Raw genomic sequence first — 16,487 nt, 5'->3', positions numbered from 1 at the left:
CGGCGGTAAGGTAGAACCTGTTCTAGTTGTACCAGTGTGGCGGCGAGGAGGGAATATGGAGATCGACGTCGATCGCTCGCTCTGTGAGGCGAACGCGATCTGTGTCGGCTTCGCGCCCGAGGTCTTCGATCTCGACGACGACGAGGAGCTTGTCCTCGCGTCGGCGGAAGTTCCGCAGAACCAAGTAGAACGTGTTACTCAGGCCGTGGCGAGCTGCCCGAAAAACGCCCTGCTCATACGTGGTTAGCACCGTTTATTTGCTGCTTGCATCGAGCAAGAACAGATTCTACTGTGTGCGGAGAGGTAAGGAGGCCTGGAGTGAGCTTGGACGGCAGGACGGCCATCGTGACCGGGGCCGGCGCGGGACTCGGCCGGGCCGAGGCGCTGGCGCTGGCCGCGGCGGGAGCGTCGGTGGTGGTCAACGACGTGTCTGCCGCGGCGCAGGCGGTGGCCGACGAGATCGAGGCCGAGGGCGGCAAGGCCGTCGCGGTCACCGGCGACGTGTCGGAGTCCGCGACCGCGGACGCGCTGCTCACCGCCGCCGTCGACCACTTCGGCGGGCTGCACGTCCTGGTCAACAACGCGGGCGTGCTGCGCGACCGGATGCTGTTCTCGATGTCGGACGACGAATGGGACACCGTGCTCCGCGTCCACCTGCGCGGGCATTTCCTGCTTTCCCGCAACGCCGGGGCGTACTGGCGCGATAAGTCCAAAGTGGACGGAGTGCCGGTGTACGGCCGCGTGGTCAACACCGCGTCGGAGTCGTTCCTGCTCGGCGCGCCCGGCCAGCCGAACTACGGCGCCGCCAAGGCGGGCATCGCCGCGCTCACCGTCTCCACCGCGCGCGGTCTTTCGCGGTACGGCGTCCGCGCCAACGCGATCTGCCCGCGTGCCCGCACGGCGATGACCGAAGGAGTCTTCGGAGCCGACGCGCCGGAAGGGATCGACCCGCTGTCGGTCGACCACGTCGCGCCGTTCGTGTCCTTCCTCTGCTCGCCGGACGCCGATCGCGTCAACGGCCAGGTGTTCCTCGTCTACGGCGGGATGGTCGCGCTGATGCGGCCGCCGTCGGTGGAACAGCGGTTCGACACCGTCAACGGCACCTGGACCCCCGAAGAACTCGCCACCAGCGTGGGCGGCTACTTCGCCGACCGCGACCCGGAACGGATGTTCTCCGCGTCCGAGATCATGTCGCTGCCGTGAATCGGAGGAGATGACGATGGGCAGGCTCGACGGCAAGGTAGCGCTGATCACCGGCGGCGCCCGCGGGCAGGGCGAGGCGGCCGCGCGGCTGTTCGTCGCCGAGGGCGCGCGCGTGGTGATCGCCGACATCAACGACCTCGACGGCAAGAAACTCGCGGCCGATCTGGGTGAATCCGCGGTCTACCAGCATCTCGACGTCGGCGACGAGGCCGAATGGGACGCGGCGATCGAGCGCACCGTCTCGGAGTTCGGCCCGCCGACCGTGCTGGTCAACAACGCGGGCATCCTGCATTTCTCGGAACTGGGCAGGACCACGCTCGCCGACTACGAACGCGTCATCCGGGTCAACCAGATCGGGGCGTTTCTCGGGATGCGTTCGGTCGTTGAACCGATGACCGGGGCCGGAGGCGGCTCCATCGTCAACGTGTCCTCAGTCGAAGGGCTCGCCGGGATGCCGTTCCTCGTCGCCTACACCGCGAGCAAGTTCGCGATCCGCGGGATGACCAAGGTCGCCGCGCTCGAACTCGGCGCGAAGAACATCCGGGTCAACTCGGTCCATCCCGGCGCGATCGACACCCCGATGGTCGCGGCCGCCGCGGGCGGGCAGAAAGTCGACATGTCGTGGGTGGGCAAGAAGGTCGCCCTCGGCCGCGTCGGGCAGCCGGAGGACATCGCGAAGCTCGTGCTGTTCCTGGCGAGTGACGAAAGTTCGTACAGCACGGGCGCCGAGTTCGTCGCCGATGGCGGCGCCACGGCCACGCACGCTCTCAAGTTCTGACGCGGAGGTGCCGAGAGCAAAGTGAACACCGCTAACGCAATGGGGCGTTGACAGGTGGAGTAAGACTCGGGGCAGGCGAGCTGGGAGGTTCTGTGGGAGCGACGGTGTCCGTCCCCGGTACGGGTGCGCTCACACAGGTCGGCAGGCTCGCGACCCTGTCGTGGGAGGTCCTGCGCGCGATCTTCAAGCGCCCGTTCCAGTTCCGCGAATGGATCCAGCAGTGCTGGTTCTTCGCCAGTGTCACCATCCTGCCGACGGCGCTGGTGGCGATCCCGTTCGGCGCCGTCATCGCGCTGCAGCTGGGCTCGCTGACGCAGCAGATCGGCGCGCAGTCGTTCACCGGCGCGGCGAGCGCCCTCGCGATCGTGCAGCAGGCGAGCCCGCTGATCACCGCGCTGCTGGTTGCGGGCGCGGGCGGGAGCGCGGTCTGCGCCGACATCGGCGCCCGCAAGATCCGCGAAGAGATCGACGCGATGGAAGTCCTCGGGGTCAACCCGATCCAGCGCCTGATCGTGCCCCGCGTGCTCGCCGCCATCGTGGTTTCGGTGCTGCTGAACGGTTTGGTCAGCGTCGTCGGCGTGCTCGGCGGCTACTTCTTCAACGTCGTCATGCAGGGCGGCACCCCCGGCGCGTACCTCGCCAGCTTCAACGCGCTCGCGCAGGTGCCGGATCTGTGGATCAGCGAGATCAAGGCGCTCCTCTACGGTTTCGTCGCCGGGGTGGTCGCGGCGTTCCGCGGGCTGAACCCGGCGGGCGGGCCGAAGGGCGTCGGCGACGCGGTGAACCAGGCCGTGGTCATCACATTCCTGCTGCTGTTCCTGATCAACGTCGTGCTGACCGCGATCTACCTGCGGATCGTCCCGCCGAAGGCGATGTGACATGGCAGGCGAACCCGCTGTCTCCGACCGGACGCTCGAAATCATCGCGCGTCCCGGCGCGATGCTGGAAGGCTTCGGCGGCCAGCTGTCGTTCTACTTCCGCGCGCTGGCCTGGACCCCGCGCACCATCCGGCGCTACGGCCGCGAGATCTTCCGCCTGCTGACCGAGGTCAGCTTCGGCACCGGCGCGCTCGCGGTGATCGGCGGGACGCTCGGCGTGATGATCGGGATGACGCTGTTCACCGGCCTCATCGTCGGTCTGCAGGGCTACTCGGCGCTGAACCAGCTCGGCACCGCCGCGCTCACCGGGTTCATCTCCGCCTATTTCAACACCCGCGAGGTCGCGCCGCTCTCGGCCGGGCTCGCGCTCTCGGCCACCGTCGGCTGCGGGTTCACCGCGCAACTCGGCGCGATGAAGATCTCCGAGGAGATCGACGCGCTCGAAGTGATGGGCGTGCCGAGCCTGCCGTATCTGGTGACGACACGGGTGATCGCCGGCGTCACCGCCGTCATCCCGCTCTACGCCGTCGGCCTGCTTTCGTCGTACCTCGCCTCGCGGCAGATCACCATCTGGCTCTACGGCCAGTCCGCGGGCACCTACGACCATTACTTCACGCTGTTCCTGCCGCCCGAGGACGTGCTCTGGTCGTTCCTCAAGGTGATCATCTTCAGCGTGCTCGTGATCCTTTCGCATTGCTACTACGGCTACACCGCCAGCGGTGGGCCCGCCGGGGTCGGCGTCGCGGTCGGGCGCGCGGTGCGGACGTCGATCGTGCTGATCTCGGTCCTCGACTTCTTCCTCAGCCTCGCGATCTGGGGCGCCACGACGACGGTGAGGATTTCCGGGTGAACAGGAGGATTCTGCTGCAGCGGCTCCGGCACCAGGTGCTGGGGCTGATCTTCCTCGTGGTGGTCGTGCTGTTCTTCGTCACCACCATCGCCTTCTACCAGAAGGCCTTCACCACGGTGACGCTGGTGAAACTGGAGACCGACCGCATCGGCAACCAGATGCGCGAGGGCGCGGACGTGAAGGTGCGGGGGATGGTCGTCGGCGAGGTCCGGACGATCCAGGCGCACGGCGATCGGGCGACGATGGATCTGGCGCTGCAGCCGGACAAGACGTCGGTCATCCCGTCGAACGTGTCCGCGCGGCTGCTGCCGAAGACGTTGTTCGGCGAACGGTACGTCGCTTTGCAGATCCCGGAGAAGCCCGAGCGGCACATCGCCGAGGGCGACGTCATCCCGCAGGACCGCAGCAGCAGCGCGATCGAGCTGGAAACCGTGCTCGGCAACGTGATGCCGCTGCTGCAGGCCGTCCAGCCGGAGAAGATGGCCAGCACGCTCAACGCCGTCGCGTCCGCTTTGGACGGTCAGGGCAAGCAGCTCGGCGCGACGATGGCGGGGCTTTCGGATTACCTCGGCAAGGTGAACCCGTCGCTGCCCGACCTGAAGGCCGACATCACCGGGATCGCCGACGCCGCCAAGATCTACGACAAGGCCGCGCCGGATCTGCTGGCCGCGCTTTCGGATCTGACCACCACGAGCAAGACCTTGGTCGATAGCCAGCGCGGGCTCGCCGACGTGTACTCGACGGTGACCGCGGCCTCGATCGATCTGACGAGTTTCCTGAAGGTGAACCAGGACAACCTGATCCGCCTCACCACCAACCTTCAGCCCACGTTGGACGTTCTCGCGAAATACGCGCCGGAATACCCGTGCCTGCTCAAGCAGCTCGCCGGGTCGGTGCCGCGCGCGGAACTCGCGTTCGGCAAGGGCACCGCGCATCCCGAGGTCAGCCGGGTGACGATCGAGTTCACGCCGAGCCGGGGCAAATACCTGCCCGGGGTCGACGAGCCGAAGTACAACGACAAACGCGGGCCGCGGTGCTACCCGGAGGTGCCGCCGCCGGGCCGCTGGCCGCAGTACCCGCCGGACGGCGCCATCGACGACGGATCCTCGAAGCCCGCGCCGCCGCGCGACCCCGACGGCAGGCTGCCGTCGAACGGGACCATTCCCGCGGGCGGGAACGCGGGTGGTTCCGTGGTGAACTCGCCGGACGAGCAGCGGCTGATCGACCTGCTCGTGTCGCCGGCGATGGGCACGACGCCGGACCAGGTGCCGAACTGGGGAAGTCTGCTGGTGGGGCCGCTGTACCGCGGGGCGGAGGTGGAGCTGCGATGAGGGCTGTGCTGAACGTGGGGTCCGGGTCCGTGAAGGCCTCCTTCCCTACTCTCAAGGTAGGGAAGGAGGCCTTCACGGACCCGGACCCCACGTTCAGCACAGCCCTCATCGCAGCTCCACCTCCGCCCCGCGGTACAGCGGCCCCACCAGCAGACTTCCCCAGTTCNCAAGCGTGTCGCGAAAGCCACTTTCGGGACGTTACGTGTCCCGAAAGTGGCTTTCGCGACACGCTTGTGGTGGCTGCGGCGGGTCGTGAGTGGCTTTCGCAACGCGCTCACCCCACCGCGGACGGGAGGGGCGCCCGATGAGGTCCTTCATCCCGGATCTGGTCAAGATCCTCGTCTTCGCCGTGGTGACGGTGCTGCTCACCGCGATCCTCGGCGCCACCATCGCGAACACCAACTTCGGCGAGACCTCCGGCTACACGGCCAAGTTCACCGACGCGTCCGGCCTCAAAGAGGGTGACGACGTCCGCATCGTCGGCGTGAAGGTCGGCCAGGTCGGCAAGATCGAGGTCGAAGAAGGCGAGAAAAACCTCGCCCAGGTCCACTTCGACGTCCAGACCTCGCACCGGCTGCCGGCGTCGGTGACCGCGACGATCAAGTACCGCAACCTCGTCGGCCAGCGGTATCTCTCGCTCGGCACCGACATCGGGGACGAGAAGTCGTTGCCGCGCGGCGGGGTCATCCCGCCCGAGCGCACCAAACCGGCGCTCAACCTGACCGTGCTGTTCAACGGGTTCAAGCCGCTCTTCCGCGCGCTGAACCCCGAGGACGTCAACAAACTCTCCTACGAGATCATCCAGGTCTTCCAGGGCGAGGGCGGCACGATCACCAGCCTCCTCGCGCACACCGCGTCGGTCACGTCGGCCATCGCGGGCAAGGACAAGATCATCGGCGAGGTCATCGCCAACCTCAACACCGTGCTCGGCACGGTCGAGAAACGCTCGCCGCAGCTGGGCGAGCTGATCGACCAGACCCAGCGGCTCGTCACCGGGCTCTCCGAGCAGCGGCAGCCGATCGGGGAGGCGGTCAAGGCGCTGGGCGACCTCACCGTCGCCACGACCGGCCTGCTCGCCGATGCGCGCCCGGCGCTCAAGGACGACGTCGTCCAGCTCGGCGCGCTGTCGCAGAACCTCGGCGATTCCGAACAGCTGCTCGACCACCTCCTGCAGGTGCTGCCGGGCAACCTGCAGAAGTTCACCAGGACGCTGAGCTACGGCAGCTGGTTCAACTACTACCTGTGCGGGATCTCCGGCAGCATCGGCATCAAGTCGCTCGACATCGAACTGCCGATCACGCCGCTGCCCGGCACGCAGCGACCGGAGAGGTGCGGGCCGTGAAGCCGCTCAAGGAACGCAACCAGGCCGTGGTCGGCGGCGTGACGCTCATCCTGATCGTGCTGGTCACGGCGACGACGTACTTCTCCGACCGGATCCCGTTGTTCGGCAGCGGGACGACGTACTCCGCGTACTTCGGCGAGTCCGCCGGGCTGGCGCCGGACAACGAGGTCCAGGTCGCCGGGGTCAAGGTCGGGCAGGTCAGCTCGGTGGAGCTGGCGGGCAAGAAGGTGCTGGTGAAGTTCCGGGTCAAGGACGTCCGGGTCGGCGACGCGACCGCCGCGTCGATCGAGATCAAGACGCTGCTGGGCGAGAAGTTCCTCGCGCTCACGCCGAAGGGCAAAGGCAGCCAGGACCCGAACACGACCATCGGGCTCGACCGCACGCGGACGCCGTTCGAGCTGCAGGACGCGTTCCAGGAGCTGTCCGGCACGGTCGGCGACATCGACACCGCGCAGCTGGCGACGAGCTTCACCGTCCTTTCCGACGCGCTCAAGGACAGCCCGCAGTACCTCAAGGACGCGCTGAGCGGGCTCTCCTCCTTGTCCAGGACGGTGTCCTCACGCGACGGTGACCTGAAGACGTTGCTGGCCAACACGAGCAAGGTCTCCAAAACACTGTCCGACCGCAACGCGCAGCTGAAACGGATCCTCGACGACGGCAACCTCCTGCTCGCCGAACTGCAGAACCGGAAGGACGCGATCAGCACCTTGCTCAAGGGCACGCAACAGGTCTCGGCGCAGCTGTCCGGTCTCGTCGCCGACAACCGGCAACAGCTGAAGCCGACACTGGAGAAACTCGGCAAGGTCACCGACATCCTGCAGCGTAACCAGGACAACCTCAGCCGCAGTCTCGCGCTGATGGCGCCGTTCGCCCGCGTCGGCGCCAACGCGACCGGCAACGGGCGCTGGTTCGAGGGCTACCTGTGCGGGCTGCTGCCGCCGACGATCATCGCGGGCGCGTTCCAGGTGAACCCGGAGGGCTGCACCCCGCCGATCGCGGCACCGAACCAGGGGGTGGGCGGACGATGAGCACTCGCACCCGCACGGTCTACGACTGGGTCGCGTTCGCCTGTGTCCTCGTGCTGCTCCTGACCGCCGGATTGTGGCTGGTGTTCAAGGAGCCGGGCGGGACGCGGATCAGTGCCTACTTCGGGAAGACGGTCGGGCTCTACGCGGGTTCGTCGGTCCGGGTGCTCGGGGTGAAGGTCGGGGAGATCACCGGGGTCACACCGCAGGGTGAGGCGGTCCGGGTCGACATGCGGATCGACGGCGACACCCCCATCCCGGCCGACGCGGGTGCCGTCGTCGTCGCGCCGAGCCTGGTCAGCGACCGGTACGTCCAGCTGACCCCGGCGTACGAGAGCGGCCCCGAAATGGCCTCGGACACGGTGATCGCCAAGGAGAAGACGGCGACCCCGGCCGAGCTCGACGACCTCTACACGAGTCTCGACAAGCTTTCGACCAGCCTGGGACCCAACGGCGCCAACAAGAACGGCGCGCTGTCCGACGTGCTCGACACCGCCGCGGCGAACCTCGACGGCAACGGCAAGAACCTCAACACCACGGTCACGCGGCTGTCCGAGCTGGCCAAGACGCTGGACAGTTCCAAAGGCGACCTGTTCACCACGGTCCAGAACCTGAACTCCTTCACCGGCGCGCTGGCCGAGAGCGACAAGCAGCTCAACGAGTTCTACCGCCGGGCCGCGGACGTGAGCGGTTTCCTGGCCGCGGATTCCGCCGACGTGGGCGCCGCGCTGACCTCACTGGCGACGGCGATGGGCGACGTCGAGAAGTTCGTCGCGGAGAACAAGGACCTCCTCTCGTCCAATGTGGACAAACTGGCGGGACTGACGAAGGTGCTCGTGGACCAGCGGGCCTCGCTCGCCGAGGTGATCGACATCGCGCCCACCGGCGCGACCAACTTCATCAACTCCTACGACGCCGCGTCCGGCACGATCGCGGTGCGGGACAACCTGAACGAGCTGACGCATCCGCCGATCCTCACCGTGTGCCGCCTGATCAGCGCGAGCACGCCGAAGCCGATCCCGGACGCGCTGGGCAACATCTGCAAGCAGCTCGCGCCCGTCCTCGACGGCACGCTGAAACTCCCGTCGGTGCCGCAGGTACTGGCCTCACTGCAAAGCGGCGAGCTGCCACCACTGCCGCTCCCGCTCGTCGACGTCATGACCAAGGGAATCCCGAAATGAGGCGTCAACGGCAGAAGATCGCGGGAGTGATGGCGGGCGTCCTGGTGCTCGCCGGTTGCAGTGACGGCGGTTTTTCGGGGCTGTACAACACGCCCTTGCCGGGCGGTGCGGATCTCGGTGACCACCCGTACCGGCTCACCGCGCAGTTCTCCGACGTACTCGACCTCGTGCCGCAGGCGAGTGTGAAGGTCAACGACGTCCCGGTCGGCCGCGTCGAGAAGATCGATCTCGCGCCGGACACGCGCTCGGCGTGGGTGAGCATGGTCGTCAACGGCGACATCGCGCTGCCCGCGAACGCTCGTGCCGAGCTGCGGCAGTCGAGCCTGCTCGGGGAGAAGTTCGTCGACCTGCACGCCCCCGAGAAACCCGAGGGAACGCTCGCCGAGGGCGCGAAGATCCCGCTGGACCGCACGAACCGCAACCCCGAGGTCGAAGAGGTCCTCGGCGCGCTTTCCCTGCTGCTCAACGGTGGCGGCGTCGAGCAGATCCAGAAGATCAGCCACGAACTCAACGAAGCGCTCACCGGCAACGAGGCCGAGGTCCGCTCCCTGCTGTCCCAAGTGGACAAGCTCGCCACCGAACTCGACGGGCACAAGGGCGAGATCCTGCGCGCCATCGACGGTCTCGACAAGCTGTCCAAGACCCTCGTCGGCCAGACGCAGAACCTCACGAACGCGCTCGACAACCTCTCGCCGGGGCTCAAGGTCGTGACCGAGCAACGGGACCAGCTCGTCGGCATGCTGCAATCGCTGAACACGCTGTCCGGGGTCGCGACCGAGACGATCAACGCGAGCAAGGACACGCTGGTCGCGAACCTGCGCGCGCTGCAGCCCACGCTGAAGAAGCTCGCCGACGCCGGCCAAGACCTGCCGACGGCCCTGCGGATCCTGCTCACGTACCCGTTCCCGGACTACGCGGGCAACGTGATCAAGGGCGACTACGCGAACGTCGAAGCGAAGATCGACCTGAAGCTGGACACGTTCCTGGAGAACATGAACAACTCGTCGCAGCCGATCATCCAGCTGCCGGGCACCCAGGGGACGGGCACACCCGGCGCGATCCCGTTCAACAACGGTGCCGCGCCACCTGTGCTGCCGCTTCCCGCCGGTGATCTCCCGCAGGCTCCGCAGACACCGCAGGGTGACGTGCTCGGCGGCGTACTGGGCGGGATCCTCGGGCCGCTGCTCGGAGGTGGCAGGTGATCACGCGCAAGACCAGGATCCAGCTGGCGGCGTTCGTCGTCATCGCGGTGGTTTCGGTCGTCTACGCGGGCGGCAAGTACGCCGGGCTGGACCGGCTCTTCGGCACCCGCGGCTACCTCGTCACCGCGCAGCTCGTGGACTCCGGCGGGATCTTCGTCAACGCCGAGGTCTCCTACCGCGGTGTCGCGGTCGGCAAGGTCGCGTCGATGACGCTCACCGAACACGGTATCGACCTCGGTCTCGACATCGATTCGAGCGCGCCGAAGATCCCCGCGGACACCAAGGCCGCGGTCGCGAACCGGTCGGCGGTGGGGGAGCAGTACGTCGACCTGCTGCCCATGCACGAAAACGGGCCGTACCTCGCCGAAGGATCGGTCATCAAACGCGACAAGACCTCGATCCCGCTCGGGCCGGAGACCGTGTTGTCCAATTTGGACAAACTGGTGTCGAGCGTGAAGCCGGAATCGCTGAAGACCGTCGTCGACGAGACCTACGAGGCGTTCGCCAACGCCGGCCCGGATCTGCGGCAGCTGCTGAACAGCACCGGTTCGCTCACCGCGACCGCGACGCAGTACCTGCCCGACACCCAGGGCCTGCTCGCCAATTCCCGGACGGTGCTGGACACCCAGCGGCGGCAGGCGGAGAACATCACCCAGTTCTCCAGCGGGCTCAAGACGATCGCCGCGCAGCTGAAGACCTCCGACCCGGACCTGCGGCGCGTGATCGACGAGGCGCCGAAGCTGAGCCGCCAGATCAGCGACGTGCTCGCGGTCTCCGGGACGGACCTCGGCGTGCTGTTCGCGAACACGCTCACGACCGCCCAGATCACGTCCGCACGCACCGACGCGATCGAGGAACTGCTCGTCGCGTACCCGATCATCTCGGCGTTCTCGCGTTCGACGTCGCCGGACGGCACCGGTCACCTGGGCGTGGTGTTCAACTTCTTCGACCCGGTCTCGTGCACGAAGGGGTACGAGGGCACGAAACAGCGTCCCGCCAACGACACCACCGAGGCGCCGGTGAACACCCACGCGTACTGCGCCGAGCCGCCGGGAAGCCCCACCGGCGTGCGCGGCTCACAGAACGCTCCGTACGCAGGGAAGCCGCCAGCGGTTCCGGAGCGGCCGAAGCAGACCCCGCAGGCGGCGGAATCCGCCCAGCTGCCGGGCGTGCTGAGCCTGCTCTCCGGATCCGCGCCCGGCGGGCTCGGCGCGCTGCTGGGCGGCAAGTAGTGCTCACCCGTGCCCTCACCGTCGTCGCCGCGCTGGCGGTCCTCGCGGCCGCCTGGTTCGGCTGGTCGTGGTGGAGCGCCGCCCGGGACGACGGCCTGGCGAGGGGCAGAGAACGCGAAGCCGTCCTGGCCGCCGCGTCCGGCCAGCTCGAAGTGCTCAACACGATCGACTACCGCAGCGGCGCCAAGGACGTCGACCGCTGGCTCGGCGTCACCACGGGACGGCTCGGCAAGGACCTCACCGGCGACCGGCAGATCCAGATCGACCGGGCGAACGCGAGCAAGACCGTCGCCACCGCCGAGCTCAAACAGGCCGCGGTCACCGAACTCGACGCCGCCGCCGGGACGGCGCGGCTGATGGCCGTGCTGGACGTGCGGGTCAGCACCGGCGGCGGCTCGGCCGCACCCAAGGTGAGCAGGCTGACCGTGGACTACCAGCGGGTCGAGGGCGGCTGGAAGGTCAGCGCGGTCCAGGCGGCGGGATCATGACCGGACGCATCCCGCGGATCCTGCTCGCGATCATCGTGGTGGCCACCGGCTGCGCCGTGTGGTTCGGCCTCCAGGCGTCCTCACTGGGCTCGGACGGCAACGCGGCGCTGGTGGACCAGGCCGCCACGGCCGAGGTCGCGGACCAGGTCGGCGCCGGGGTGAAGGCCGTCTTCTCCTACGACTACAGCAACCTCGCGCGCACCGAGCGGGCCGCGGGCGAGGTGCTGACCGGCGAGGCGACCGGGCAGTACCGGCACCAGTTCGCGTCGGCGCGGAAACGGGCCGAGGAACAGAAGCTCGTGCGGACGACGACGGTCCGGTCGCTGGGTGTCCGGTCCCTGCGCGGGGACCAAGCCGAGGTGCTGCTGTTCCTCGACCAGCAGACGATGACCGCCGGTGGCGGCGCGCCGCAGTCGACGGTCTCGCAGCTTTCGGTCACCGCGCAGCGCGTGGACGGCCGGTGGAAGATCTCCCAGCTGACTCCGCTGTGATCACGAGAGGCGTTTCATGTTCGCGCCGGTGATCACGCCGCCGGAAACGGTGTAGGAACCGGAAAAAGTACGCAGCGAACCGTCGGTCTGCCGGGCCGAAAGGTCGACATACACGGTGTTCCCGCTCACGCTCCGCACGGTGACGGCGGCCCAGGAAGTCGACGCGTATCCACTGGCCCAGGAGGCATAAGTGCCGCCTTTCGCCAGCCGTTGCCCGCCGAGATTCCACGCGGTGAGGAAATCACGCCGGTTGATCGCGTCGTAGAAGGCGATCACCGTTTGCGCCACGGGGACCGCGGGTGTGACATAAACCGTCCGCGGCGGGGCGGCGACCGCGGGTGGCTGGATCACGATCGTGTTCGGCGGAGCGGTCACCGTGACGGCGGGCAGTGCCGTTCCCTGATTCGGTACCGCGCACGCGGCCAGCGCGCCCGCCGCCATCAGCGTCACCGCCGCCCATCTCTTCGCTCCCATTTCCCTCCCCTTTTCCTCGTACTGCCGAGAATGCGGGAAAAGGTGATGGGAAAATAGGGGATTTGGCCTCGTTACGATCGCTGAAAAACACGCCGGAACCGTTATCGGATCTTGTGCGCGCCTGCCCTAGGACCACCCTCGTCTCACGGCGGACCGCGCCCGGGTTTAGCGTTAGGCATGACCACTGCACCTGTCGATGTCGAGAGCGCCCGCCGCGACTACGCGGCCCTCGTCGACCGTGGCCTCTCCCTGGACATCACCCGCGGCAAGCCGTCCCCTCGCCAGCTGGACCTCGCCGACGGGCTGCTCGCCCTCCCTGGAGACGTGCGCAAGGCCGAAGACGGCACGGACGTCCGCAACTACGGCGGCCTCAAGGGCCTGCCCGAGCTCCGCCGCATCTTCGCCGGGCCGCTGCAGGTCCCGGCCGAGCAGCTGCTCGCCGCGGGCAACTCCAGCCTGGAGCTGATGCACGACTCGATCGTGCAGGCCTTCCTCAGCAAGCTCCCGGGCGCCGGGCGCCGCTGGGCCGACGAGCCGAGCGTCAAGTTCCTGTGCCCCGTGCCGGGTTACGACCGTCACTTCGCGCTGGCCGAGCGCTTCGGGATCGAGCTGATCCAGGTGCCGCTCACCGAGACCGGCCCGGACATGGAGGTCGTCGAGCGCCTCGTCGCCGAGGACGCCGCGGTCAAGGGCATCTGGTGCGTGCCGAAGTACAGCAACCCGACCGGCGTCACCTACAGCGACGACACCGTGCGCCGCCTGGCGACGATGACCACGGCCGCCACGGACTTCCGGATCTTCTGGGACAACGCCTACGCCGTGCACCACCTCACCGACGAAGAGGCGCGGCTGGCGGACCTGCTCGCGCTGGCCACCGAGGCGGGCAACGCCGACCGCGTGTTCGTCTTCGGCTCCACCTCGAAGGTCACCTACGCGGGTGGCGGTGTCGGCTTCTTCGGCGCCTCCGAGGCGAACCTGGCCTGGTGGACCGGCCTCATCGGCAAGCGGACCATCGGCCCGGACAAGGTCAACCAGCTCCGGCACGCGCTGTTCCTGCGCGACGAGGACGGCGTCCGCGAGCACATGCGCAAGCACGCCGAGCTCATCGGGCCGAAGTTCGCGGCCGTCGACGAGATCCTGACCAAGGAACTGGGCGAATCGGGCCTCGCGTCCTGGACCAAGCCGACCGGCGGGTACTTCATCTCGCTGACCGTGCCGTCCGGGACCGCCAAGGAGGTCGTGCGGCTGGCCAAGGAGGCGGGGATCGCCCTGACCCCGGCCGGCGCGACCCACCCGTACGGCGACGACCCCGAGGACGCCGTCATCCGCATCGCGCCGACGTACCCTGAGCTGGCCGAGGTCGAAGAGGCCATCCGCGGTCTCGCCGTCTGCGTCCGCCTTGCCGCGGCGACGAAGAAATAAGTTCGAGATCTAGGCAAGGGTGGCGTGTCGCGAAAGCCACTTTCGCGACATCTGACGTCCCGAAAGTGGCTTTCGCGACNCTGAGCTGGCCGAGGTCGAAGAGGCCATCCGCGGTCTCGCCGTCTGCGTCCGCCTTGCCGCGGCGACGAAGAAATAAGTTCGAGATCTAGGCAAGGGTGGCGTGTCGCGAAAGCCACTTTCGCGACATCTGACGTCCCGAAAGTGGCTTTCGCGACACCGGCTGAGGTGACGCGGCCACTCGCGAGCCCTTGATCTGGGTTTCTCGATCAAGACGGTGACGAAGAAATAGGTTCGAGATCTTCTCCAATCCGGGTCACGGGTGGTTCCGAACGTCCGAGTGGGTGGGTGTGCACCGCAAAGACGAGAGGAACCACTCGTGTTCGGAAAGCCCTTCGTTCGTACCCTGATCTCGCGCAGCGCCGAGAACCGCACGGATCGCCGCCGGTTCCTGAAGGCCGCGGGCGCGGCGGGGCTCGGTGTGGTCGGCGCGACCTACCTCGGGGTGCAGGCCACTTCGTCCGCATCGGCGACGGGTGAGGCCGCTGCCGCCGCGGAAGCCCCCAGTGACGCGGCCGTGCTCAACTTCGCGCTCAACCTGGAGTACCTCGAAGCCGAGTTCTATTCCTTCGCCGTCCACGGCCGCGGGCTGCCGGACGACCTCACCGGCGGCGTCGGCGCCCAGGGTGGCGTCGTCGGCGGCAAGAAGGTCATGTTCCACGACAAGACGCTGCACCAGTTCGCGAAGGAGATCGCGGGCGACGAGGTCGCGCACGTCAAGTTCCTGCGCGGCGCGCTGGGCGAGGCCGCGGTGTCTCGGCCCGAGATCGACCTGAAGAACAGCTTCACCGCCGCCGCCCGCGCGGCCGGGCTGATCAGCGAGTACCAGCAGTTCGACCCGTTCGCCAACGAGAAGAACTTCCTGCTGGCGGCGTTCCTGTTCGAGGACGTCGGCGTGACGGCCTACAAGGGCGCCGCGCCGCTGATCACCAACAAGACGTTCCTGGACGCGGCCGCGGGCATCCTGGCGGCCGAGGCCTATCACGCCGCCACCATCCGGACCTCGCTGTTCGACCGCGGCCTCGGTGACGCGGCGGCCAAGATCTCCAACGCCCGCGACACCCTCGACGGTCCCGGCGACGACGACCAGGGCATCCTGCTCGGCAACCAGGCCAACATCGTGCCCGCCGACGCCAACGGCATCTGCTTCGGCCGCGGCGCGGACCGGGTGCTGAACGTGGTCTACCTGAACCCCGGCCCGGTGAAGGAGGGCGGGTTCTTCCCCAAGGGGGTCAACGGCGACATCGTCGCCAGCGGCGGCGCGTAACCCTCTCCGTCGGGTCGCCGTTTCCCGGTAGGTTCGGGTGACGGCGACACGACAGGGGGTCAGCGGTGAAGGCTGTGATCATCGGCGGCGGTATCGCGGGCACGGTGACCGCGATGGCGTTGCAGCGGGCCGGGATCGAGGCGAGCGTCCACGAGGCGTATCCGTCCGGCGGCGAAGACGCGGGCGCGTTCCTGACGATCATGCACAACGGCATGGACGCCCTGCGCGCGATCGGCGCCGAGGGGCCGGTGATCGACAAGTCCTTCGAGGCGGTGGGCCTGGAGTTGGTGACGCCGGACGGGCGGACCGTCGAGCGGCGGTCGTTCGACATCGACGGTCTCGCCGGGCCGCGCACGATGACCCGCGCGGCGCTGTATCGCGTGCTGCAGGAGGAGGCGATCTCGCGCGGGATCGCCTTCGAGCGCGGGAAACGGCTGGTCTCCGCCACGCCGGGGGCCGCTCGCTTCGAGGACGGTTCCGTGGCCGAGGGCGACATCCTGATCGGCGCCGACGGGCTGCGCTCGGTCGTCCGGACCATCATCGACCCGGACTGCCCGCCTCCACGCTCGACAGGCCTCGACGTCGTCTACGGCTACACGACCGACCCCGGCATCCCGCAGGCGCCGTCCCTCTATCGGATGATTCAGAGCCTGCACGCTTTCTTCGGCTACACGAGCACGCCCGACGGCACGACGTACTGGTTCGCGCGGCTTCCGACGGCCGAGGGAGTGCGCTCCGGCCTGTCACCGGCCGAATGGCGCTCGGTCGCCTTCGCCGCTTTCGAGGGGGAACCGTTGCCCGCCGCCGAAATCATCGAGTCCACCGGAGACGACGTCTTCGGCGGGCATTCCTATGACGTCCCCTCGACGCCGGTGTGGTTCACCGAGTCGATGGTGCTCGTGGGCGACGCGGCGCACGCGGCCTCGCCCGCCGCGGGGCAGGGCGCGTCGATGGCGTTGGAGGACAGCGTCGTGCTGGCGCAGTGTCTGCGGGATCTTCCCGACGCGCCAACGGCTTTCGCGGCCTACGAACGGCTGCGGCGGGCGCGGGTGGAGGAGCTGGTGGCCAACAGCGCGGCGGTGTCGTCGGGGACGACGTCCGACCGGGATCGGAATTGGCTTTATCGGCACCACATCGAATGGGACGCGAAGATCACCGGGTGAACCACCCCTGTGATACCGGTCATACGCCGCAAGATTCCCAGGTGACGCTTGTTGATCATCAGTACGGTACGCGGCGTACCGA

General features: G+C 68.1%; 17 protein-coding genes. 16 read left to right on the top strand and 1 reads right to left on the bottom strand.

The window, feature by feature from the left end; translation table 11 throughout:
* The first annotated feature begins 55 nt into the window (after positions 1–55).
* The 13 genes from ACXIZN_RS20430 to ACXIZN_RS20370 all read left to right on the top strand — a co-directional run bounded on the left by ACXIZN_RS20430 (position 56) and on the right by ACXIZN_RS20370 (position 12,001).
* Positions 56–247: a ferredoxin gene (locus ACXIZN_RS20430; protein ID WP_007033756.1), complete on the top strand. Its 192-nt coding sequence runs from the start codon at positions 56–58 to the stop codon at positions 245–247.
* Between the two features lie 71 nt (positions 248–318).
* Positions 319–1,203 carry a 3-oxoacyl-ACP reductase gene (locus tag ACXIZN_RS20425; protein WP_126734885.1) on the top strand — a complete coding sequence of 295 codons (885 nt, stop codon included), beginning with the start codon at positions 319–321 and terminating at the stop codon, positions 1,201–1,203.
* 16 nt (positions 1,204–1,219) lie between these two features.
* Complete coding sequence (locus ACXIZN_RS20420; RefSeq protein WP_457956264.1) at positions 1,220–1,981, top strand: glucose 1-dehydrogenase; 762 nt, start codon at positions 1,220–1,222, stop codon at positions 1,979–1,981.
* Positions 1,982–2,073: 92 nt separating this feature from the next.
* Entirely contained in the window at positions 2,074–2,859 is a 786-nt protein-coding gene (locus ACXIZN_RS20415; RefSeq protein ID WP_125675589.1) for an MlaE family ABC transporter permease, read from the top strand.
* Between the two features lies 1 nt (position 2,860).
* Complete coding sequence (locus ACXIZN_RS20410; RefSeq protein WP_034322613.1) at positions 2,861–3,709, top strand: MlaE family ABC transporter permease; 849 nt, start codon at positions 2,861–2,863, stop codon at positions 3,707–3,709.
* Positions 3,706–5,040: an MCE family protein gene (locus ACXIZN_RS20405; RefSeq protein ID WP_457956263.1), complete on the top strand. Its 1,335-nt coding sequence runs from the start codon at positions 3,706–3,708 to the stop codon at positions 5,038–5,040. The genes ACXIZN_RS20410 and ACXIZN_RS20405 overlap by 4 nt, the downstream gene beginning before the upstream one ends.
* A 304-nt stretch (positions 5,041–5,344) precedes the next feature.
* Positions 5,345–6,382 (top strand): MCE family protein, encoded by a 1,038-nt coding sequence (locus ACXIZN_RS20400; RefSeq protein WP_457956262.1) that lies wholly within the window; start codon positions 5,345–5,347, stop codon positions 6,380–6,382.
* Positions 6,379–7,410: an MCE family protein gene (locus ACXIZN_RS20395; protein ID WP_457956261.1), complete on the top strand. Its 1,032-nt coding sequence runs from the start codon at positions 6,379–6,381 to the stop codon at positions 7,408–7,410. The genes ACXIZN_RS20400 and ACXIZN_RS20395 overlap by 4 nt, the downstream gene beginning before the upstream one ends.
* Positions 7,407–8,588 carry an MCE family protein gene (locus ACXIZN_RS20390; RefSeq protein ID WP_457956260.1) on the top strand — a complete coding sequence of 394 codons (1,182 nt, stop codon included), beginning with the start codon at positions 7,407–7,409 and terminating at the stop codon, positions 8,586–8,588. Before ACXIZN_RS20395 ends, ACXIZN_RS20390 begins: the two co-directional genes overlap by 4 nt.
* On the top strand, positions 8,585–9,790 hold the full coding sequence (locus ACXIZN_RS20385) for an MCE family protein (RefSeq protein WP_457956259.1): 1,206 nt from the start codon (positions 8,585–8,587) through the stop codon (positions 9,788–9,790). Before ACXIZN_RS20390 ends, ACXIZN_RS20385 begins: the two co-directional genes overlap by 4 nt.
* Positions 9,787–11,022: an MCE family protein gene (locus ACXIZN_RS20380; RefSeq protein WP_457956258.1), complete on the top strand. Its 1,236-nt coding sequence runs from the start codon at positions 9,787–9,789 to the stop codon at positions 11,020–11,022. The genes ACXIZN_RS20385 and ACXIZN_RS20380 overlap by 4 nt, the downstream gene beginning before the upstream one ends.
* Entirely contained in the window at positions 11,022–11,510 is a 489-nt protein-coding gene (locus ACXIZN_RS20375) for a hypothetical protein (RefSeq protein ID WP_457956257.1), read from the top strand. Before ACXIZN_RS20380 ends, ACXIZN_RS20375 begins: the two co-directional genes overlap by 1 nt.
* Positions 11,507–12,001, top strand: coding sequence for a hypothetical protein (locus ACXIZN_RS20370; RefSeq protein WP_457956255.1), 495 nt, complete (start codon positions 11,507–11,509; stop codon positions 11,999–12,001). Before ACXIZN_RS20375 ends, ACXIZN_RS20370 begins: the two co-directional genes overlap by 4 nt.
* Here ACXIZN_RS20370 and ACXIZN_RS20365 read toward each other — a convergent pair whose 3' ends face one another.
* On the bottom strand, positions 12,002–12,475 hold the full coding sequence (locus ACXIZN_RS20365; RefSeq protein WP_457956254.1) for a hypothetical protein: 474 nt from the start codon (positions 12,473–12,475) through the stop codon (positions 12,002–12,004). It lies immediately after the preceding gene.
* 177 nt (positions 12,476–12,652) lie between these two features.
* On the opposite strand from ACXIZN_RS20365, the gene ACXIZN_RS20360 reads away from it, so the two are divergent.
* The 3 genes from ACXIZN_RS20360 to ACXIZN_RS20350 all read left to right on the top strand — a co-directional run bounded on the left by ACXIZN_RS20360 (position 12,653) and on the right by ACXIZN_RS20350 (position 16,405).
* Positions 12,653–13,897, top strand: a complete 1,245-nt coding sequence (locus tag ACXIZN_RS20360; protein WP_457956252.1) for an aminotransferase class I/II-fold pyridoxal phosphate-dependent enzyme — start codon at positions 12,653–12,655, stop codon at positions 13,895–13,897.
* 397 nt (positions 13,898–14,294) lie between these two features.
* Entirely contained in the window at positions 14,295–15,242 is a 948-nt protein-coding gene (locus tag ACXIZN_RS20355) for a ferritin-like domain-containing protein (protein WP_192745518.1), read from the top strand.
* A 65-nt stretch (positions 15,243–15,307) separates the two neighbouring features.
* Complete coding sequence (locus ACXIZN_RS20350; RefSeq protein ID WP_457956251.1) at positions 15,308–16,405, top strand: FAD-dependent oxidoreductase; 1,098 nt, start codon at positions 15,308–15,310, stop codon at positions 16,403–16,405.
* Positions 16,406–16,487: the final 82 nt, after the last annotated feature.

The sequence above is a fragment of the Amycolatopsis sp. TRM77291 genome, assembly GCF_054166285.1.
This window is presented reverse-complemented; position numbering and strand designations above follow the sequence as displayed.

What these genes read in the sequence shown, in the direction of transcription:
- ACXIZN_RS20430 (WP_007033756.1), top strand. Translation starts at nt 56, where the DNA reads ATGGAGATCGACGTCGATCGCTCGCTCTGTGAGGCGAACGCGATCTGT.
- ACXIZN_RS20420 (WP_457956264.1), top strand. Translation starts at nt 1,220, where the DNA reads ATGGGCAGGCTCGACGGCAAGGTAGCGCTGATCACCGGCGGCGCCCGC.
- ACXIZN_RS20410 (WP_034322613.1), top strand. Translation starts at nt 2,861, where the DNA reads ATGGCAGGCGAACCCGCTGTCTCCGACCGGACGCTCGAAATCATCGCG.
- ACXIZN_RS20400 (WP_457956262.1), top strand. Translation starts at nt 5,345, where the DNA reads ATGAGGTCCTTCATCCCGGATCTGGTCAAGATCCTCGTCTTCGCCGTG.
- ACXIZN_RS20390 (WP_457956260.1), top strand. Translation starts at nt 7,407, where the DNA reads ATGAGCACTCGCACCCGCACGGTCTACGACTGGGTCGCGTTCGCCTGT.
- ACXIZN_RS20385 (WP_457956259.1), top strand. Translation starts at nt 8,585, where the DNA reads ATGAGGCGTCAACGGCAGAAGATCGCGGGAGTGATGGCGGGCGTCCTG.
- ACXIZN_RS20370 (WP_457956255.1), top strand. Translation starts at nt 11,507, where the DNA reads ATGACCGGACGCATCCCGCGGATCCTGCTCGCGATCATCGTGGTGGCC.
- ACXIZN_RS20365 (WP_457956254.1), bottom strand. Translation starts at nt 12,475, where the DNA reads ATGGGAGCGAAGAGATGGGCGGCGGTGACGCTGATGGCGGCGGGCGCG.
- ACXIZN_RS20360 (WP_457956252.1), top strand. Translation starts at nt 12,653, where the DNA reads ATGACCACTGCACCTGTCGATGTCGAGAGCGCCCGCCGCGACTACGCG.